The 20,056-nt window shown below is 55.4% G+C and carries 15 protein-coding genes; 5 read left to right on the top strand and 10 right to left on the bottom strand.

Going from position 1 to position 20,056, the window contains the following annotated elements:
- Positions 1-29 precede the first annotated feature (29 nt).
- The 7 genes from lpdA to sdhC form a co-directional block, all read right to left on the bottom strand.
- Positions 30-1,472 (bottom strand): dihydrolipoyl dehydrogenase, encoded by a 1,443-nt coding sequence (gene lpdA, locus CFT65_RS13000; RefSeq protein ID WP_088828554.1) that lies wholly within the window; start codon positions 1,470-1,472, stop codon positions 30-32.
- Between the two features lie 35 nt (positions 1,473-1,507).
- Complete coding sequence (odhB, locus tag CFT65_RS13005) at positions 1,508-2,737, bottom strand: 2-oxoglutarate dehydrogenase complex dihydrolipoyllysine-residue succinyltransferase (RefSeq protein WP_088828555.1); 1,230 nt, start codon at positions 2,735-2,737, stop codon at positions 1,508-1,510.
- Positions 2,738-2,762: 25 nt separating this feature from the next.
- Complete coding sequence (locus tag CFT65_RS13010) at positions 2,763-5,600, bottom strand: 2-oxoglutarate dehydrogenase E1 component (protein ID WP_088828556.1); 2,838 nt, start codon at positions 5,598-5,600, stop codon at positions 2,763-2,765.
- Positions 5,601-5,912: 312 nt separating this feature from the next.
- Positions 5,913-6,617: a succinate dehydrogenase iron-sulfur subunit gene (locus tag CFT65_RS13015; RefSeq protein ID WP_008174383.1), complete on the bottom strand. Its 705-nt coding sequence runs from the start codon at positions 6,615-6,617 to the stop codon at positions 5,913-5,915.
- Between the two features lie 14 nt (positions 6,618-6,631).
- Positions 6,632-8,404 (bottom strand): succinate dehydrogenase flavoprotein subunit, encoded by a 1,773-nt coding sequence (sdhA, locus tag CFT65_RS13020; protein ID WP_088828557.1) that lies wholly within the window; start codon positions 8,402-8,404, stop codon positions 6,632-6,634.
- 3 nt (positions 8,405-8,407) lie between these two features.
- A complete protein-coding gene (gene sdhD / locus CFT65_RS13025; RefSeq protein WP_172408494.1) occupies positions 8,408-8,755 on the bottom strand; it encodes a succinate dehydrogenase, hydrophobic membrane anchor protein in 348 nt (115 codons plus the stop codon).
- Positions 8,746-9,123, bottom strand: coding sequence for a succinate dehydrogenase, cytochrome b556 subunit (gene sdhC, locus CFT65_RS13030; protein ID WP_014576924.1), 378 nt, complete (start codon positions 9,121-9,123; stop codon positions 8,746-8,748). Before sdhC ends, sdhD begins: the two co-directional genes overlap by 10 nt.
- A 477-nt stretch (positions 9,124-9,600) precedes the next feature.
- Between sdhC and gltA the strand changes: the two genes are divergently transcribed.
- Positions 9,601-10,875 carry a citrate synthase gene (gene gltA / locus CFT65_RS13035; RefSeq protein WP_088828558.1) on the top strand — a complete coding sequence of 425 codons (1,275 nt, stop codon included), beginning with the start codon at positions 9,601-9,603 and terminating at the stop codon, positions 10,873-10,875.
- Positions 10,876-10,991: 116 nt separating this feature from the next.
- Positions 10,992-11,864 (top strand): NAD(P)-dependent oxidoreductase, encoded by an 873-nt coding sequence (locus CFT65_RS13040; protein ID WP_088828559.1) that lies wholly within the window; start codon positions 10,992-10,994, stop codon positions 11,862-11,864.
- A gap of 54 nt (positions 11,865-11,918) precedes the next feature.
- Here the strand turns inward: CFT65_RS13040 and topA are convergent, their stop codons facing one another.
- The 3 genes from topA to fadB form a co-directional block, all read right to left on the bottom strand.
- On the bottom strand, positions 11,919-14,561 hold the full coding sequence (gene topA, locus CFT65_RS13045) for a type I DNA topoisomerase (protein ID WP_088828560.1): 2,643 nt from the start codon (positions 14,559-14,561) through the stop codon (positions 11,919-11,921).
- Between the two features lie 272 nt (positions 14,562-14,833).
- The gene (gene fadA, locus CFT65_RS13050; protein WP_088828561.1) at positions 14,834-16,009 is read right to left on the bottom strand and encodes an acetyl-CoA C-acyltransferase FadA; all 1,176 of its coding nucleotides are present in this window, start codon (positions 16,007-16,009) and stop codon (positions 14,834-14,836) included.
- A 33-nt stretch (positions 16,010-16,042) separates the two neighbouring features.
- Positions 16,043-18,190 (bottom strand): fatty acid oxidation complex subunit alpha FadB, encoded by a 2,148-nt coding sequence (fadB, locus tag CFT65_RS13055; protein ID WP_088828562.1) that lies wholly within the window; start codon positions 18,188-18,190, stop codon positions 16,043-16,045.
- 150 nt (positions 18,191-18,340) lie between these two features.
- Here fadB and CFT65_RS13060 point away from each other — a divergent pair, with 150 nt between their 5' ends.
- The 3 genes from CFT65_RS13060 (at position 18,341) to CFT65_RS13070 (ending at position 20,033) form a co-directional block, all read left to right on the top strand.
- Positions 18,341-18,556, top strand: coding sequence for a hypothetical protein (locus CFT65_RS13060; protein WP_088828563.1), 216 nt, complete (start codon positions 18,341-18,343; stop codon positions 18,554-18,556).
- 70 nt (positions 18,557-18,626) lie between these two features.
- A complete protein-coding gene (locus CFT65_RS13065; protein WP_088828564.1) occupies positions 18,627-19,445 on the top strand; it encodes a hypothetical protein in 819 nt (272 codons plus the stop codon).
- 156 nt (positions 19,446-19,601) lie between these two features.
- Complete coding sequence (locus CFT65_RS13070) at positions 19,602-20,033, top strand: universal stress protein (protein WP_053115030.1); 432 nt, start codon at positions 19,602-19,604, stop codon at positions 20,031-20,033.
- Positions 20,034-20,056: the final 23 nt, after the last annotated feature.

Consider the following 20,056-nt stretch of genomic DNA (forward strand, 5'->3'; position numbering starts at 1 on the left):
GTCCCGAATTAAAAAATTCCTGGTTTGCGTTACTTCTTCTTGCGGCGGTTGGCGATATGGATCGCGCCACCACCGACGGCCAGAGCTGCTTCGTGCACGGACTCTGACAGAGTCGGATGTGCAAAGCAGGTCAGGGCCAGATCTTCGGCGCTGGAACCGAATTCCATGGCGATTACGCCCTGGGCAACGATTTCAGAGGCCTGGGGACCAACTACATGGAAACCGACAATGCGGTCAGTTTTTGCGTCAGCAATGATCTTGACCAGACCGGTCGCCGAGTTTGCAGCCATTGCACGACCGTTGGCCGCAAACGGGAAGGTACCTACGTTGTACTCTTCACCTTCTGCCTTCATCTGCTCTTCGGTTTTGCCAACCCAGGCAACTTCCGGGAAGGTGTAGACAACGTTCGGGATGCAGTCGTAGTTCACCTGGGGCTTGTGCCCGGCGATACGCTCAGCAACCATGATGCCTTCTTCCGACGCTTTGTGGGCCAGCATGGGTCCACGAACCACGTCACCGATCGCCCAGACACCCGGGGCTTCGGTTTTACAATTGTCATCAACAAAGATGAAGCCGCGCTCATCCATCTGGACGCCGGAGTCTTCCGACAACAGGTTGTCGGTGTAGGGCCGACGACCAACAGCAACAATCAGCTTGTCGAACTTGGCTTCGTGTTTGCCCTTGGAATCCTCATAGTTCACGTTCACCAACTTGCGCTTCACTTCCGCGCCAGTCATACGCGCGCCCATGACGATATTCAGCCCCTGCTTCTGGAACTGCTTCAGGGCATCTTTTGCCACCTGCTGGTCAACGGCCGGCAGGAAGGTGTCCTGGGCTTCCAGAACGGTCACTTCCGCGCCCAGACGAGCCCATACACTGCCGAGCTCCAGGCCTATAACGCCGGCACCAATAACGCCAAGGCGCTTCGGCACCTCGGTGAACTCCAGGGCGCCCTCGGAATCCACGATGTATTCGCCGTCGAAGGGCGCGGGCGGAATCTGGATCGGCTTGGAACCGGTGGCCAGAATGATGTTTTCGGCTTCGTAGGTCGTCGACTTGCCGTCCTTATCGGTTACTTCCACCTTGCGGTTGGCCAGCAGTTTGCCGTGGCCGTGGATGGAAGTAACGCCGTTGGACTTGAACAGGCCTGCGATACCGCCGGTCAACTGCTTAACGATGCCGCTCTTGCGCTCCATCATCTTGCCGATGTCCATTTTGACATCCTTGGCGATGATGCCCTGCATCTCGAAATCGTGGCTGGATTCCTCAAACTTGTGGGAAATCTCCAGCAACGCCTTGGAAGGAATGCAGCCAACGTTGAGGCACGTACCGCCAAGCACCTGTGCCTTGCCGTCTTCTGCAGTCCAGGATTCAACACACGCGGCCTTGAGACCCAGCTGTGCCGCTTTGATGGCCGCTACGTAGCCTCCGGGGCCTGCACCAATGACAATGACGTCGTACTTATCAGACATACTTTTATCCCGTTTCCGATTCGTTAAATGTCGGCTCAGACGTCCAGCAGAATACGTGCCGGGTCTTCAAGCATCTCCTTGATGGCAACAAGGAACTGCACCGCTTCCTTGCCATCAATCATCCGGTGGTCGTAAGAAAGCGCCAGGTACATCATCGGCTGAATCTCCACCTTGCCGTTCACGGCCATCGGACGCTCCTGGATCTTGTGCATGCCCAGGATCGCAGTCTGCGGCGGGTTCAGGATCGGAGTGGAAATCAGCGAACCGAAGATACCGCCGTTGGTAATCGTGAAGGTACCGCCGGTCATGTCTTCGATGGCCAGCTTGCCCTCTTTCGCCTTGGTGCCGTACTCGACGATCTTCTTCTCGATGTCGGCCAGGCCCATGGCGTCGGAATCGCGAAGGACCGGAACAACCAGGCCGCGATCAGTAGAAACCGCCACGCCGATATCCTGATAGCCGTGATAAACCATGTCGTTACCGTCGATGGACGCGTTCACCGCAGGGAAGCGTTTCAGGGCTTCGGTGGCAGCCTTGGTAAAGAAGGACATGAAGCCAAGCTTGATGCCGTGACGCTTCACAAAGCTGTCCTGGTAATGCTTGCGCATCTCCATGATCGGCGCCATGTTCACCTCGTTAAAGGTGGTCAGCATGGCGGCACTCTGCTGGGCATTAACCAGTCGCTTGGCGATGCTCGCACGCAGGCGGGTCATCGGCACGCGCTTCTCGGGACGTTCGCCCTGGCTAACGTTGACTTCCGGCATACCAGCCGCAGGCTGAGGCGCAGAAGCACCGCCGGAGGACTTGGCACTGTCAACGTGATTCTGAACGTCTTCCTTGGTTACACGGCCATCTTTGCCGGTACCCTTGATGCTGTTCGGATCAACGTTATTTTCCTCGGCCAGCTTGCGGGCTGCCGGACTCAGGATCGCCTCACCGGAAGATGCTTCGCTCTTGGCTTCTTCCTTTGGAGCCTCTTCCTTGCTCTCTTCTTTCTTGCCCTCGGCAGGCTTGGATTCGCCCTTGGCGCCTTCCTTGAACTTGCCGACTACCTCACCGCTTTCAACGGTATCGCCTTCGTTCTTGATAATTTCTTCAATCACACCGTCCGCCGGCGCAACAACCTCAAGAACAACCTTGTCGGTCTCGATATCGACAATCAGCTCGTCACGGGAGCAGGCTTCACCCGGCTGTTTGTGCCAGGTCGCGACGGTACCCTCTGCGACCGACTCCGGGAAAACGGGGGCTTTAATCTCAGTTGACATTACAGATCCTTAGTTCGGTAGCTCGTCAAATTTCAAACGCGTCGTTAACCAGTTTCTTCTGCTCTTCGATGTGGACAGACATATGGCCACAGGCAGGAGCAGCCGAAGCGTCACGACCGGCATACTGAAGGTACAGCTTGGGATTCTTGCGATGCAGCGCATTACGCATATGATGCTGACTGCAATACCAGGCACCCTGGTTCATCGGTTCTTCCTGACACCAGACAACGTGCTTGAGCTTGGTGTATTCGCTCAGAAGTTCGTCAAGGTCGTCTCCGGGGAAAGGATACAGCTGCTCGATCCGAACGATGGCGACGTCATCACGCTCGTCAGATTTCTTCTTCTCCAACAGATCGAAATACACCTTGCCAGAGCACAGAATCAGGCGGGTGACTTTCTTAGGATCGGACGGTTCTTTCTCTGGCAGGACGGTCTTGAAGGTACCTGAGGTCAAGTCATCAAGATCAGACGTCGCTTCCTTGTGCCGCAGCAAGCTCTTGGGCGTGATCGCTACCAGCGGCTTACGCAGCGGGCGTTTGACCTGGCGACGAAGCATATGGAATACCTGGGACGGCGTGGTCGGCACGCAGACCTGGATATTATGCTCGGCACTCAACTGCAGGAAACGCTCAAGGCGAGCGGAACTGTGCTCCGGGCCCTGCCCTTCGTAACCATGGGGCAACAGCAGGGTCAAACCGCACAGGCGTCCCCACTTGTGCTCACCACTGGTCAGGAACTGATCGATCACGACCTGTGCACCGTTGGCAAAGTCGCCGAACTGGGCTTCCCAGACCACAAGACCATCAGGCGCGGTGGTAGCATAGCCGTACTCAAAAGCCATGACCGCTTCTTCAGAAAGCAACGAGTCGTAGATTTCGAACTTGGGCTGGTCCTCAGCCAATTCAGCCAGAGCGATATGGGGCGAGCCGTCTTTCTGATTGTGAAGCACCGCATGACGGTGCGAGAACGTGCCTCGTCCAATATCCTGCCCCGTCAGGCGGATGGGGTGACCTTCATCCAACAGAGTCGCATAAGCCATGACTTCGCCGTAGCCCCAGTTGATGGACAGGGCACCCGCCGTCATTTTCTCGCGGTCCGTAACAATTTTGGAGACCTGACGCTGGATGCTGAACCCTTCAGGAACTGAGGTCAGCTTCTTGCCCAGCTTCTGGATGGTCTTCAGAGCAACGCTGGACTTGCACTTGGCAGTCCACTCGTGACCGAGGTACGGGGTCCAGTCAACGTAGAGCTCCTTGTTGGGCTCCTTGACCAGGGATTTGACCACGTGCTCGCCATTGTCCAGGGCGTCTCGGTATTCGTTCTCCATCTGCTTGGCTTCTTCCCCGGTGATCACCCCGGCTTCCACCAATTGATCCACGTACAGGTTGCGGGTGGTCTTCAGCTTACGGATCTTCTCGTACATGACCGGCTGGGTTGCTGCCGGCTCATCCGCCTCGTTGTGGCCGCGACGACGATAGCAGACCAGATCGATCACAACGTCGTTCTTGAATTCGTTGCGGTAATCCATGGCCATCTGCGTCACGAACATGACCGCTTCCGGGTCGTCCGCATTCACATGCAGGATCGGCGCCTGGATCATCTTGGCCACGTCGGTGCAGTATTCCGTGGACCGCGCATCTTCCTGCTTGCTGGTGGTGAAACCAACCTGGTTGTTGATGACGATATGGATCGTGCCACCAACGCCGAAACCGCGGGTTTGCGACATCTGGAAGGTTTCCATTACCACGCCCTGGCCGGCAAACGCCGCGTCGCCGTGCATGATAATCGGAACGACCTTGGTGCCTTCATCGTCATTGCGGCGGGTCTGGCGGGCGCGAACGGAGCCCTCAACAACCGGTGAAACGATTTCCAGGTGCGACGGGTTAAACGCCATCGCCAGGTGAACTTCGCCGCCCGGAGTCATCACGTTGGATGAGAAACCCTGGTGGTATTTCACGTCACCGGAACCGGAATCGGCGAGCTTCTTGCCTTCGAATTCGTCAAAGAGCTCCCGCGGATTCTTGCCCAGAGTGTTGACCAGAACGTTCAGGCGACCACGGTGAGCCATGCCCAGGACAATTTCCTTGGCACCGTAGGAACCGGCACGCTGAATCAGCTCGTCCAGGCAGGGGATCAGGGTCTCGCCACCCTCAAGACCAAACCGTTTCACGCCTGGATAACGGGATCCCAAGTACTTTTCAAGACCTTCAGCAGCCGTCAGACGCTCAAGGATGTGCTTACGGGTGCTATTTTCGTAGGCAGGACGTGAACGAACCGGCTCCATGCGTTGCTGGAACCAACGCTTGATGCGAGTATCGACGACATGCATGTATTCAGCGCCAATGCTTTCGCAATAGGTTTGGCGCAAGCCATCGACGATGTCTCCGAGCTTCATGGTCTCGGAACCAAGGTTCAGGGAGCCTGTCTGGAATTCCAGGTCACGGTCAGAGTCCGATAACTCATGAAATGCGGGATCAAGGTCTTCAACCTTGGGACGCTGCCATACGCCGAGCGGGTCCAGCTTCGCTTCCTGATGACCGCGGAAGCGGTAGGCGTTAATCAGCTGGAGAACACGGATCTGTTTTTTGTCCGCATCAGACGTTGCACTGGCAGGAACGCCGCCGCTGGCAAGAAAACGCTGATTACGGGAAATGTGTTCAAACTGTTCGCGGATGGAAGAGTGGACAACGTCACGGCCCTTATAGCCATCGACACTGGGAAGCTTGTCGAAATAGCTGCGCCACTCTTCGGAAACGGCATTGGGGTCTGTCAGGTAGGTTTCAAAAAGCTGTTCAACATAGGCGAGATTTCCACCCTGAAGGTGGGAAGTCTGCCATAACTGCTCCATTATGCTTTCGTGCATCTTGAATAGCTCACCTTGGGCTGGTGCGGGGGAGCCCGATATGGTCGGCCACGGGTATTTCTCAGTCAATACGGGTTTTTACGGGATCGACTTTGGCCACCACACCCGACATGGATGTTTTCCATTCCCCGGTGGTTTTTATACTCAGCAAAACAGGAGAAAACTTTGTAAGTTCCCGCCACGGCTTGCGTAGTGTGCACCCGGGTAAGACCTTTGACTATAAGCCTTTGGTTGAAGGCCCCGCAATCTTGCGAGGCCTTCCGGGTACTAACTTGATCAGAACAGTATAGCGTCTGTCGAAAATTCTGCTGCTTAAGTAGCCCTTTGCAGCAGAAGATTCCGAATGTGGCCGATAGCCCTTGTGGGGTTCAGACCTTTCGGGCAGACACTGACACAGTTCATGATTCCGCGGCAGCGGAATACGCTAAACGGGTCATCAAGGTTGGCAAGTCGCTCTTCCTGGGCTGTATCCCGGCTGTCCGCCAGGAAACGGTAGGCCTGAAGCAGGCCGGCAGGACCGATAAACTTGTCCGGATTCCACCAGAATGACGGGCAGGACGTGGAACAGCAGGCACAGAGAATACACTCGTACAGGCCGTCCAGCTTCTGGCGGTCTTCCGGAGACTGCAGACGCTCTATCGCGGGAGCAGGCTTGTCGTTAATCAGGTACGGCATGACCTTTTCGTACTGTTTGTAGAAAAGGCTCATATCAACAACCAGATCACGAATAACCGGCAGGCCCGGCAGCGGGCGAAGAACGAGCTTGTCGCCCTTCACCACCTGGGAAACAGGCGTGATACAGGCCAGGCCGTTCTTGCCGTTCATGTTCATGCCATCAGAGCCACAAACGCCCTCGCGGCAGGAACGACGGTAGGCCATTGAAGGATCCCGCTCCTTGACCAGGTTCAGCACATCAAGAACCATGAGATCCTTGCCTTCCGGAATCTCGACATCCACGTCCTGCATATAAGGCGCGTTGTCAGTCTCCGGGTTATAACGATAAAGGCTTACTAACATTTTCAGCGTCTCCCTTAGTAAGTCCGGACCTTCGGCTCAAATGTGTCGACAGTCTTCGGCGCGAAATTCACATCACGTTTACCAACACGCTTTTCCAGCGGGAAGTAAATGGAGTGCTTGAGCCAGTTTTCGTCGTCACGCTCGGTGAAGTCGTTCCGTGCGTGCGCACCACGGCTTTCCTTGCGCTCAAACGCGGAAATGGCAGTGGACAGGGCAACCTCATAAAGGTTATCCAGCTCGAGCGCTTCAATACGAGCGGTGTTGAAGGCGTTGCTGGTATCTGCCAGCTTGGTGTTGCGAACACGCTCACCAATCGCTTCCAGCTTCTTGAGGCCCTCTTCCATGCTCTTGCCATCACGGAATACACCGAAGTAAAGCTGCATGCAGTTCTGAAGATCCTTCCGAACCTCTGCAACACTTTCACCCTCAGACGCATTGTTCAGACGGTCAAGCCGCGCCATGGCGCGCTTGATGTCGTCCTCACTGGCACCGTCCACTTCAAAGCCGCCACGAAGCTGCTCTTCAATATGCAGACCCGCTGCGCGACCAAAGACCACGAGATCCAGCAGAGAGTTGCCGCCCAGACGGTTAGCGCCGTGTACAGATACACAGGCGGCCTCACCACAGGCAAACAGCCCGGGGATTGGCTTGTCTTTGCCATTCTCGTCCTGGGTCAGCGCCTGGCCACCAACGTTGGTCGGAATACCGCCCATCATGTAGTGGCAAGTCGGAACAACCGGGATCGGCTCTTTAACCGGATCAACGTGCGCAAAGGTGCGGGACAGCTCGCAGATACCTGGCAGACGCAGGTTCAGTGTCTCTTCACCCAGATGATCAAGCTTAAGCAGAACGTGATCCTTGTCGGGACCGCAGCCGCGACCTTCCAGGATCTCGATAACCATCGCACGGGCAACAACGTCCCGGCCCGCCAGGTCTTTCGCGTTCGGCGCATAGCGCTCCATGAAACGCTCGCCTTCGGCGTTGATCAGATAACCACCCTCACCCCGGCAACCCTCTGTTACCAGCGTGCCGGCACCGTAGATACCGGTCGGATGGAATTGCCACATTTCCATGTCCTGCATCGGGAAACCGGCGCGCAGCGCCATGCCGATACCATCGCCAGTGTTGATCAGGGCGTTGGTTGTGGAGGCGTAAATACGACCCGCACCACCGGTAGCCAGAACGGTCGCCTTGGACTTGATGTAGGCAACTTCGCCGGTCTCAACTTCGATGGCAACCACACCAACGACTTCGTCCTTGCTGTTCTTGACGAGATCAACTGCGTACCACTCGTTCAGGAACGTGGTACCGCCTTTGATATTGGCCTGATACAGAGTGTGCAGGAGCGCGTGACCCGTACGGTCAGCGGCGGCACAGGTGCGTGCTGCCTGGGTCGGATTATCCGGACCCTTTGACTGGCCACCGAAAGGACGCTGATAGATGCGGCCCTGCTCGGTACGGGAGAAAGGAAGACCCATGTGCTCAAGCTCGAATACCGCTTGAGGACCTACGGAACACATGTACTCAACGGCATCCTGGTCGGCGATGTAGTCCGAGCCTTTTACCGTGTCATACATGTGCCAGCGCCAGTCGTCATTCGGATCAGCACTGGCGATCGCACAGGTGATGCCGCCCTGGGCAGAGACCGTATGAGACCGCGTGGGAAAAACCTTGGTGATACACGCGGTATTGACGCCGGATTCGGTCAGCTGAAGTGCGGCGCGCATGCCGGACCCGCCACCGCCGATAACAATTGCGTCAAAGGACATGGTCTTGATATTAGCCATCGATTAAAGCCCCCAAATAATTTGAATACCCCAGACGACGTACACAAAAACACCGAGGATAACTACTGCCTGGGCCAGCAACCGTTGTCCAGCGGATTTCATGTAATCCGTTGTAACTGTCCACAACCCGACCCATGCATGCCCCGCAATCGACAACAAAGCCAGAAGCGTGAATATCTTCATCCATGCCTGGTCAAACAAAGCTGACCAGGTTTGATAGTCGACATCGGTGGAGATGAAAAAGCCGAGTAAAAACAGCGTGTACAGGGCTAATACGTAGGCCGAAACGCGCTGGATGATCCAATCCTGAATTCCGTTACGACCGATATTCGTGACACTGTTCATGCCCATACCCAAACTCCTGCCAAAAGGATAAGAATGACGGAAACCGCAACCGTGATCTTTGATGCCAGGCGGCCACTTTCGAGCTCTTCACCAATGCCCATGTCCATGAACAGGTGCTTGATGCCTGCAACCAGGTGGTACAACAGAGCAGACAAGATGCCCCAGGTAATCAGCTTGGCAAGGAAGCTGTCCAGCAGTTCACTTACGCGACTGAAGCCCTCTTCCCCCGACAGGGAAAGCTGGAGCCCGTAAAGCATGAACGCAACAGCAACAAACAGAATGATGCCGCTGATGCGGTGCAATATGGACGTGATGGCTGGCAGCGGAAAATGAAACTTGCCGAGATCGAGATTTACTGGTCGTTTGCTATTCACAGCGCTCTCACACTCTCTCTTAGTTCCGCGGGACCGGAAAACCGGGTGCGGATGGTTGGTATGTAAGGATCGGCATGCCGCTACGAAACCGGCATACGATTGGCTTGGAAGGAAAGAAACCTCCCCGCCAACCTGCTATTTACAGGCAGCGACAAAAGGTTTATCCCCGATTCCGGGCTACGGATTATAAGGAGTACCCTAACCAATTACAAACCTGCAAGGTCGCTCACGCCGCGTATTTCAGGGGGTTAAGCCAGCTATAAGGATGATTGACAAATCGTTTTCCTGCCCAAATCCGTTGTCATTCGGGATATCCCTCATTTACAGCCAATGTCAAATTATGGGTTTTCCCGACTCTTCCATTGACAAAAAAAGCCAACGCCCTATATTTTGCCGCCAGTTTTGCGATAATACGCGCCTTCTAGCGCATCTATAACTGTAGATAAAGCTGTCAAAGCTGATAAATAGGAGAGCACCATGACCGACAGGAAAGCCACGCTCTCGGTGGGGGACAAGTCCATTGAGCTACCGGTTTATTCAGGCACCGTCGGCCCTGACGTTATCGACGTACGAGGCCTAGTCCAGGAAGGCGTTTTCACATACGATCCCGGATTCGTATCCACGGCAGCCTGCGAATCGGCCATCACCTACATCGACGGTGCGAACGGTGTTCTCCTGCACCGCGGCTACCCGATTGAACAGCTGGCCGAACATTCCGACTACCTTGAAGTCTGTTATCTCCTCCTTCACGGCGAGCTCCCGAGCCCCGAAGAGAACCAGAAGTTCCACGACACCATCAAAAATCACACGATGCTGCACGACCAGATGCGGAACTTCTTCCAGGGTTTCCGTCGTGACGCACATCCGATGGCTATCATGTGCGGCGTGGTAGGCGCCTTATCTGCTTTCTATCATGGTGAAATGGACGTTGCCAGCCAGGAGCAGCGGGAAATTACCGCGCATCGCCTGATTGCAAAAATGCCGACCATTGCTGCTTGGTGCTACAAATACGCCATCGGCCAGCCTTTCATTTACCCGCGCAATGATCTCTCGTACTCCGAGAACTTCCTGCAGATGATGTTTGGCGTTCCCTGTGAGGAGTACAAGCCGAACCCGATCCTGGCCAAGGCCATGGACAAGATTTTCATCCTGCATGCGGATCATGAGCAGAACGCTTCAACGTCCACCGTGCGTCTGGCTGGCTCCACCGGTGCCAACCCCTACGCCTGTATTGCCTCCGGCATCGCTGCACTGTGGGGCCCTGCTCACGGCGGCGCAAACGAAGCAGTGCTTGATATGCTGGCCGAGATCGGCGACGAATCCAACATCGAGAAATACATCGCCAAGGCCAAGGATAAAGACGATCCATTCCGCTTGATGGGCTTCGGCCACCGGGTTTACAAAAACTTCGACCCGCGCGCCAAGGTCATGGCAGAGACCGCCCACGAGGTTCTGACGGAACTGGGCCTGGAGAACGACCCGCTGCTGAAGATCGCCCAGCGTCTCGAGAAGATCGCGCTGGAAGACGAATACTTCGTCAAGCGCAAGCTCTACCCCAACGTGGATTTCTATTCCGGCCTGATCCTCAAGGCAATCGGAATCCCGACGTCTATGTTCACCGTTATCTTCGCCCTGTCGCGGACCATTGGCTGGTTCTCGCACTGGAACGAAATGGTCAGCGGCGACTACCGCATCGGCCGCCCTCGCCAGCTCTACACCGGCTCGGATTCACGGGATTATCCTACCAAATAAGTCTGACTTTCCGGGTAAAGCACACAAAGGCCGCTGATTCAGCGGCCTTTTTTATTGCGTGCTGCCCTGCGCTTCTGTGCTAAGTTAACCCGACAAAAACACGAAAGGAGAAAGCAATGACTACAGCAGCATTTATCGGCCTTGGCGTTATGGGCTTCCCGATGGCCGGCCACCTGGCCAAGGCAGGGCTCGACGTCCGGGTCTGGAACCGGACCTCCGCCAAAGCCGAGCAATGGGCCAATGAATACTCCGGAACCAGTTGCGGCACCATTGCTGAAGCCGTTAAAGGGGCCGATATCGTGCTGACCTGTGTTGGAGCCGATACCGACCTGAAAGCGGTTTACGAAGGAGACGAAGGGATTCTCGTCAATGCCTCCGGGGGCGCAGTGCTGGTCGACCACACCACGGCTTCTGCCGGCATTGCCGAACATCTGGCCGATATCGCTCGGCAGAGGAAGATGGGGTTTGTTGATGCGCCCGTGTCCGGCGGTCAGCAAGGCGCAGAGAACGGCAAGCTGACCATTATGTGCGGAGGATCCGAACAGGACTACGCCAAAGCTGAACCGGTAATGACGCACTATGCCCGAGCGCTTAATCGAATGGGCCCGGCTGGCAGTGGCCAGAAAACCAAGATGGTAAACCAGATAGCCATCGCCGGTCTGGTACAGGGGCTCTCGGAGGCCCTGCACTTCGCCGAGCAGGCCGAGCTGGATGTGGCAAAAGTGGTGGACGTTATTTCCAAGGGCGCTGCCCAGTCGTGGCAAATGGAAAACCGTTCGGGAACCATGATTGCCGGAGAATTCGAGCACGGCTTTGCGGTTGACTGGATGCGGAAGGACCTGGGAATTTGCCTGGAAGAGGCAAGAAAAGTGAACGCGTCTCTGCCGGTTACCGCGTTGGTGGATCAGTTCTATGCAGACGTGCAGTCGATGGGTGGTAAACGCTGGGACACCTCATCGCTGATTCAGAGATTGAGGAAGTTTCGGTAGGCCTTTGAAAACGGGTCAGATGAAAGCTTTCATCTGACCCCGGCTCCATGAGTACTACTTTTTCTTATCCTGTGGCTGCCATTTCCCGTTCACATACCACGCTGACCAGCCCGTCGCTTTGCCGTCCTTCTCGGACATGACGTACTGCTCCTTACTCTTCCGGCTGTAACGGATCACCGTCGGGTTGCCCTCGGGGTCACGCTCGGGCGCGTCCATGAGGTAATCGTACTTCGGATCAACTTCCTTGCGGTGCGGTTTGATCTCCATCACCAGGGGCGGCCGCGTTTCCCGGTTTTTCGGGAACTTACTGGCGGCCAGGAACAATCCGGAGGCGCCGTCCCGAAGAACGTAGGTGTCATCTACCTTCTGGCACTGAAGCTCCGGCATAGGCACCGGGTCCATCTTGGGCGGGGCCGGCTCACCATTTTTCAGCAACTTACGGGTATTCTTGCACTCGGCATTGGTGCAACCGAAATACTTCCCGAACCGTCCCGTTTTCAGCTGCATCTCGGAGCCGCACTTGTCACACTCCAGGGTCGGGCCATCGTAGCCCTTGATGCGGAACGTGCCCTTTTCAACCTCGTAACCGGAGCAATCAGGGTTGTTACCACAAACGTGCAGTTTGCGGGTTTCGTCAACCAGATAGCTGTCCATGGCCGTGCCACACTTCGGACAACGCCGCTTCTTGCGCAGCAGGCGGGTTTCACCCTCACCTTCCACATCATCGTCAGCGCTGACCACTTCATCACCGGAAACCAGATTAATGGTGGTCTTGCAACGCTCTTTCGGCGGTAACGAATAACCGGAACAGCCGAGAAACACACCGGTGCTGGCAACACGAATCTGCATATTCCGACCACAGCTGGGACACGGAATATCGGTTTCGGTGGGCTTATTGGCGCGCATCCCTCCGTCTTCACCACTCTCGGCTTTTTCCAGCTGCTGCCGGAACCGGCCATAAAAGTCATTTAGGACTTTCTTCCACTCGACATCACCTTCGGCAATCTCATCGAGCTCATCTTCCATCCTCGCGGTGAAGTCGAAGTCCATCAGGTTCGGGAAAGATTCCGACAGGCGTTCAGTGACAATCTCGCCCATCTTTTCGGCATAGAACCGACGGTTCTGCAGCCTCACGTACCCACGATCCTGAATCGTGGAAATGATCGAGGCATAGGTAGACGGCCGACCAATGCCCTGTTTTTCAAGCTCTTTGACCAGACTTGCCTCAGTATACCTGGGTGAAGGTTTCGTGAAGTGCTGACTGGGATCAAGCTTCTTGAGATCCAGTACTTCATCCACCTTGATATCGGGCAGAGCGATGTCTTCATCTTTCTTGGCAGCCTGGGGAGCCGCTTTCAGGAAACCGTCGAACTTGATGATCCGGCCCCGGGTACGGAGCTCGTAATCGCCGTTGGCCACCACGATGGACGTGCTCAGGAATTCGGCATCGGACATCTGACAGGCAATAAACTGGCGCCAGATCAGGTCGTAGAGCTTCTCGGCATCCTTCTCAAGACCGCTGATATCCGCCGGACGACGGCTGACTTCGGTCGGACGAATGGCCTCGTGGGCCTCCTGAGCGCCCTCTTTGCTCCCGTAAACGCGGGGCTTCTCGGGCAGGTATTTGTCGCCAAACTGCTTTTCGATATAGGTCCGGCAACTGCTGATCGCATCCTGGCTCAGGTTGGTGGAGTCAGTACGCATATAGGTAATGAAACCCGCTTCATAGAGACGCTGGGCAAGCATCATTGTCTTCTTGACACTGAACCCCATACGGTTACTCGCTGCCTGCTGCAGCGTGGACGTAATAAACGGCGCTGAGGGGCGCGAACGCGTCGGTTTGTCTTCCCGCTTGGCGACCTTGAACGTGCCGGCCTTGAGGCTGCTGACGTGTTCACTGCTCTGCTGCTCGTTGACAGGTCGATACGGCTTGTCATCGTACCGGGTCACCTCAAAGCGGACCGGTTGATCAGCCTTGGCAGACGCAAGATCGGCGTGTAACTGCCAGAACTCCTCCGGAACAAACTTCCGGATTTCACGCTCCCGCTCGACGATCAGCCGCACGGCGACTGATTGCACACGGCCGGCAGACAGGCCACGGGCAATCTTGGCCCAAAGCAGAGGCGACACCATATAGCCCACAACCCGATCGAGGAAGCGACGGGCCTGCTGGGCATTCACACGGTTATTGTCCAGATTGCCAGGATCCTTGAAGGCCTCCTGGATCGCACGCTTGGTGATTTCGTTGAACACCACGCGTCGGTACTTCTCCGGTTCGCCACCAATGGTCTGCTGAAGGTGCCAGGCGATTGCCTCCCCTTCACGGTCCAAATCCGTTGCCAGATAGATATGGTCTGCTGATTTGGCCAGACGCTTGAGTTCGCTGACTACCTTCTCTTTGCCGGGAAGGATCTCGTAACGGGCGCTCCAGTCCTGGTCCGGGTCGACACCCATCCGGGCGACCAGCTGTTCACGGGACTTGCGCTTTTTATGCACCGCCTTTTCTTCAGGGCTCATCTTCCGGGTGATAGCAGCCTGCTTTGCACGCTCCTTGGGATCGGACTGGGATCCGCTGCCACTGACGGGAAGATCACGAATATGCCCGACGCTCGATTTGACGATAAAGTCAGAGCCCAGGTACTTGTTGATGGTCTTCGCTTTCGCTGGTGACTCGACAATTACGAGACTTTTACCCATATCGGAATTCTGTATCCTTGGCGATAAATCGGTCAATTAATCAGCAAACCGTAAACTCGCTGTAAAATCAGTCGGCTAGAAAACACACATACGCCGCCATCTTGTATAGGCTCACTGTTTTACAGGGTCAAGAATAGCAAGACAACCCATTCTTTTGTTTCAATCCTGCTTTTTTTCACATTCGGGAACCCTGTTGGGGCCGCCCGCTGAAACAGAAAGGCCCGGCATTTGCCGGGCCTTCTGAAACCGCTTGCTGCAATCTGGTTAACGGATTACAGACGCTCCCAGACCGTTGCAATGCCCTGGCCCAGACCGATACACATGGTGGAAACACCAAGCTTACCGCCTTTGGCCTGCATTACGTTCAGCAGGGTTGTGGAGATACGTGCACCAGAGCAGCCCAGCGGATGGCCCAGGGCAATCGCGCCGCCGTTCAGGTTCACTTTTTCTTCCATAACGCCCAGCAGTTTCAGGTCCTTGAGGACCGGCAGAGACTGGCCTGCAAAAGCTTCGTTCAGTTCCCAGAAATCGATATCTTCGACTTTCAGGCCTGCACGCTTGAGGGCTTTCTTGGTAGCAGGCACCGGGCCATAACCCATGATCGCGGGATCGCAGCCGGCAACGGCCATGCTGCGGATCTTGGCAATCGGCTTCAGTCCCAGGGCTTCAGCACGCTCTGCGGACATCAGCACCATTGCAGCCGCACCGTCGGTCAGCTGGGAAGAGGTCCCGGCAGTCACGGTACCATTTTTCGGATCAAACGCCGGCTTGAGCTGGCCCAGGGATTCCGCCGTGGTCTCCGGACGAATGGTCTCGTCCTCTTCGATCAGCTTCACAAAGCCATTCTCATCATGGCCTTGAATCGGCACGATCTCGTTCTTGAAACGGCCTTCTACGGTCGCTTCATGGGCCAGACGGTGGGAGCGGGCACCGAATTCATCCTGCTGCTCACGGGTAATCCCGTGCATCTTGGCCAGCATTTCCGCGGTCAGGCCCATCATGTTGGAGGCCTTGGCAGTGTACTTGGATGCCGCCGGATTGTGGTCGAAGCCTTCAGTCATGGGTACGTGCCCCATGTGCTCGACACCACCAACGAAGAACACATCACCGTTACCGGTCATGATGGCCTGTGCCGCAGTGTGAATCGCGCTCATGGCAGAGCCACACAGGCGGTTCACGGTCTGGGCTGCAGACTCGTGGGGAATGCGGGTCAGCAGGGAAATCTGACGCGCCACGTTGAAGCCCTGCTCCTTGGTCTGGTTTACACAGCCCCAGATAACATCTTCAACTTCTTTCGGGTCGAGCTTCGGGTTGCGCTCAAACAGTGCTTCGATCAGATTGGCGGACAGGGTCTCTGCACGCACGTTCCGGAAACAACCGTTTTTGGCACGACCCATCGGAGTCCGCACGCAATCGACGACGACAACGTCTCTCGGATTAAGGCTCATAGATCTTTCTCCGTTCGGAAATCTCGTTCAGGGTTAGCCAAAGAACTTTTCGCCAGTCTTGGCCATTTCACGCAGCTTCTCGGTCGGGTGATAAAGAGGACCAAGGTCTGCAAACTTGTCTGCGAGTTCGACGAACTTGTCCACACCCATATCGTCGATATAGCGCAGGGCACCACCACGGAATGGCGGGAAGCCGATACCGAAGATCAAGCCCATGTCTGCATCGGCGGGGTCTTCAACAATGCCGTCTTCCAGGCAGCGAACGGTTTCCAGGCACAAAGGCAGCATCATACGGGCGATGATGTCTTCGTCACTGAAATCGTTCTTACCCTGAACAACCGGTTCAAGCAACTTGTAGGTTTCTTCGTCGACAACCTTTTTCTGCTTGCCCTTGCGGTCCAGTTCATACTTGTAAAAGCCCTTGTCGTTCTTCTGTCCGTAACGGTTGTTATCGAACATCACATCAATGGCGGTTGTACCTTCATGCTTCATGCGATCCGGGAAGCCATCTGCCATCACTTCACCGGCGTGCTTACCGGTATCCATGCCGACAACGTCCAGCAGATACGCAGGGCCCATGGGCCACCCGAACTTTTCCATAACCTTGTCAACGTGCTGGAAGTCAGCACCGTCACGTACCAGGCCGATAAAGCCGCCGAAGTAAGGGAACAGAACACGGTTTACCAGGAACCCCGGGCAATCGTTAACAACGATCGGGGTCTTGCCCATGGCCTTGGCATAGGCAACGGTGGTCGCGATGGCGCGATCACTGGTCTTCTCGCCACGGATTACCTCAACCAGCGGCATCATGTGCACCGGGTTGAAGAAGTGCATGCCACAGAAGTTTTCCGGACGCTTCAGGTTCTTCGCCAGAAGATCAATGGAAATCGTCGAGGTGTTGGAAGTCAGGATGGCGTCGTCACGAACCGCATCTTCGGTTTCACGCAGAACCGCATCTTTCACCTTCGGGTTTTCAACAACCGCTTCAACCACCAGATCGACGTTCTTGAAATCGCCGTAGTTCAGGGTCGGCGTGATGCTATTGAGCACGTCGGCCATCTGATCCGGCTTCATCTTGCCTTTTTCAACACGCTTGGACAGAAGCTTCTTGGCTTCCTTCAGGCCCAGGGCGATACCGTCCTGATTGATGTCCTTCATGATGATCGGCGTGCCTTTCAGGGCAGACTGAAATGCAACACCACCACCCATAATACCGGCACCCAAAACGGCAGCCAGGTTCACGTCGTTGGCTTCTTTTTCCCAGGCCTTGGCTTTCTTCTTGAGTTCCTGGTCGTTCAGGAACAGGCCCACCAGGCACGCCGCAACGTTGGTTTTGGCCATCTTGGCGAAGCCTTTGGCTTCCACTTCGATCGCCTTGTCACGGGTCATACCGGCATGCTTCTGCATGACCTTGATGGCCTCGACAGGCGCCGGGTAGTTCTTGCCAGCCTTACCGGCAACGAATGCCTTGGAGATCTCGAACGCCATCATGCTTTCCATGGCATTGAGCTTGATCTTGCCCTTCTTCTCTTCGCGACGGGCTTCGTGGTCCAGCTTGCCTTCGTTGCACTGGTTGATAACGGCAACAGCAGCATCAACAAGCTTGTCGGACTCAAGCACAGCATCCACAGCGCCGACTTTCAGAGCCACATCTGCACGGTTCTCAGTACCACCGCTGATCCACTCAACGGCATTGTCCACACCCACCAGACGGGACAGACGCACGGTACCGCCGAAACCCGGGAAAATGCCCAGCTTCACTTCCGGCAGACCAACCTTGGCCTTTTTGTCCATCACCCGGTAGTCGGTTGCCAGACACATCTCGAAACCGCCACCCAGCGCCATACCGTTGATCGCGGTAACGGTGGGGAACGGCAGATCTTCAACAGCGTTGAAGACTTCGTTGGCCTTGAGGTTGTTGGCTACCAGATCTTCTTCGGAGCCGGCGAACAGCTCGGTGAATTCGGTAATATCGGCACCAACAATGAAGCTGTCCTTGGAGCTGGTCACTACCAGACCCTTCAGGTTCTTCTGCGCTTTCAGTGCGTCAGTCGCGGAGCGGAGCTCTTCAATAGTAAGACGGTTGAACTTGTTTACTGACTCGCCCTGCAAGTCGAAGTTCAACTGAGCGATCCCGCCTTCGATCTCTTTAACCGTGATGGCTTTACCTTCGTAAATCATCAACTGATCTCCAGTCTGTGTTTGGAACTGCTTCCAACCGGGCGGTACTTTTGGTTTACCGGCGCGGCTGTTTGTGCAGCGAGATTTCGGTCACTGCCCGACCATTCGATCCAAAAATTCATACAGTCGTTTGAATCGTGAGGGCACACGATGAAAAAAAACGGCGCATTTGTCAATTTGTTTCTTTCGGGAGGGCTGCAAAAGTCCCCGAAATACCGGGGGCAACCGAAGAAAATTGGAGCGGAATTGTTATATTTCAGTGAACTGGAAGCCACTGTTCAGAAAAAACCGGAACTTCGTCACGCAAATTTCAAAGTTATTTACATTTACGGGCAACAACGCCGCCAAAACTGCTTGATTGGCTGACAGAGTTACTTTACCTTCGATCTACGACTTTGGTCCACAATAATAAAACCGCATTACGGAGACCCATCCGATGAAAGACGCAAACCTGCGGATACGCTCCCTCGTAGCCGCACTTACTCTCCTTGCACTTACGTCCATGGGTGCCCGCGCCCAGGAGAGCGCCGATGGATTCCTCTCCGATCTTCACAATTTCCGGGTCAGTAACTATATGGCTCTGGATGCCTACTACCGTTTCAGCGGAACCGGAGACACCGATACCCTGAACGAGATTGTGCAGGGTATCAACTCGGCAAATGACTCCATGAACTCCATTGCTGGCAGCGATTCCGGCGTACTGTCAGGCGAAGATGTTGAAGGGCTGAATCAGGAGTTCGACAAATTCAAGAACCTGATGCGCGACAACATCAACGATGTGCGCAACCAGGGTTATCCCGATCTGCGCCTGGTCTCCGACATGGCCAACCAGGCACTGACCATGAGCGATAAAGCCACTGAACTATACCGGGTGGCCCAGAAAAGCTCCCAGACCGATACCAATCCGAGGGTTGAAGCCGCCCGCTCTGCTGCCGTAAAGATGGCCCAGATGATGGCCAAGTACTCGGTGAGGACTAATTCCTCCGTCGCCCAGACCTTCCAGGGCTCTTCTACCGAAACCCCGCTGGACGAACAGGCCCGGGAGCTGGATCAGCTACTGGCATCAGTTATACAGGGCCAGGGGACACCGGAACTTAAAGCGGCACTTAACGATATCTCATCCAAGTGGCAGTTCATCCGCGGCTCCTACATTAATTACAACGAAAACAACGTAGGCTTTGTGATCGACCGGTACTCCAAGGGCATTCTCAAGGGGCTTGCCACAACCATTGAGCTCCTCCAGGGTAACGCCTGACCACCTGACCTCTTTTTTCTGGCAGGCGTAATTGCCTGCCAGAAAAGCATTTTTCCGCCTCCGTTTTTGATACCCGTCAGTTTCGCGCTACACTTTCCCGACCGGATTTAAGGTACTATCCTCAGAACAATACCCCGCGTGCGAAGGAGCTATACGATGTCTGCCTATAAAAAGATGCTTGTTGCCATTGACCTCACCGAAGAAGCCCCGCAGGTGCTGAACAAGGCAAAAGCCATCAGTGAAGCCCACGGAGCCGAGCTGATGCTGGTCCACGTGGTTGAGCCTGTCGGATATGCCTATGGTGGCGATATCCCGATGGACCTTACGGAACTGCAGGACCAACTCGACAAAGCGGCCCGCGAACAGCTGGGAACCTACGGCGATCAGTACGGTGTGGCAAAGAACAATCAGGTGGTGACGGTCGGACGTCCGGAGTCTGAAATTCACAGGCTCGCCAAGGAACAGGAAGTGGACCTGGTCATCGTCGGCAGTCATGGACGCAAGGGTTTCCAGCTGTTGCTGGGCTCAACCGCCAACGGCGTTCTACATGGAACCGAATGCGATGTTCTGGCCGTTCGCATTCATTAAGGTTTGGCCAACAAAAAGGCCCG

This window comes from Marinobacter sp. es.048, assembly GCF_900188435.1.
In the GTDB taxonomy this organism is placed as follows: domain Bacteria; phylum Pseudomonadota; class Gammaproteobacteria; order Pseudomonadales; family Oleiphilaceae; genus Marinobacter.

Bases quoted from the DNA above. Each gene is read 5' to 3' on its own strand.
- CFT65_RS13010 (WP_088828556.1), bottom strand. From the start codon at position 5,600: ATGCACGAAAGCATAATGGAGCAGTTATGGCAGACTTCCCACCTTCAG.
- gltA (WP_088828558.1), top strand. From the start codon at position 9,601: ATGACCGACAGGAAAGCCACGCTCTCGGTGGGGGACAAGTCCATTGAG.
- odhB (WP_088828555.1), bottom strand. From the start codon at position 2,737: ATGTCAACTGAGATTAAAGCCCCCGTTTTCCCGGAGTCGGTCGCAGAG.
- CFT65_RS13060 (WP_088828563.1), top strand. From the start codon at position 18,341: ATGAAAAAAAACGGCGCATTTGTCAATTTGTTTCTTTCGGGAGGGCTG.
- sdhD (WP_172408494.1), bottom strand. From the start codon at position 8,755: ATGGGCATGAACAGTGTCACGAATATCGGTCGTAACGGAATTCAGGAT.
- CFT65_RS13040 (WP_088828559.1), top strand. From the start codon at position 10,992: ATGACTACAGCAGCATTTATCGGCCTTGGCGTTATGGGCTTCCCGATG.
- CFT65_RS13065 (WP_088828564.1), top strand. From the start codon at position 18,627: ATGAAAGACGCAAACCTGCGGATACGCTCCCTCGTAGCCGCACTTACT.
- sdhA (WP_088828557.1), bottom strand. From the start codon at position 8,404: ATGGCTAATATCAAGACCATGTCCTTTGACGCAATTGTTATCGGCGGT.
- CFT65_RS13070 (WP_053115030.1), top strand. From the start codon at position 19,602: ATGTCTGCCTATAAAAAGATGCTTGTTGCCATTGACCTCACCGAAGAA.
- fadA (WP_088828561.1), bottom strand. From the start codon at position 16,009: ATGAGCCTTAATCCGAGAGACGTTGTCGTCGTCGATTGCGTGCGGACT.
- topA (WP_088828560.1), bottom strand. From the start codon at position 14,561: ATGGGTAAAAGTCTCGTAATTGTCGAGTCACCAGCGAAAGCGAAGACC.
- lpdA (WP_088828554.1), bottom strand. From the start codon at position 1,472: ATGTCTGATAAGTACGACGTCATTGTCATTGGTGCAGGCCCCGGAGGC.
- fadB (WP_088828562.1), bottom strand. From the start codon at position 18,190: ATGATTTACGAAGGTAAAGCCATCACGGTTAAAGAGATCGAAGGCGGG.
- CFT65_RS13015 (WP_008174383.1), bottom strand. From the start codon at position 6,617: ATGTTAGTAAGCCTTTATCGTTATAACCCGGAGACTGACAACGCGCCT.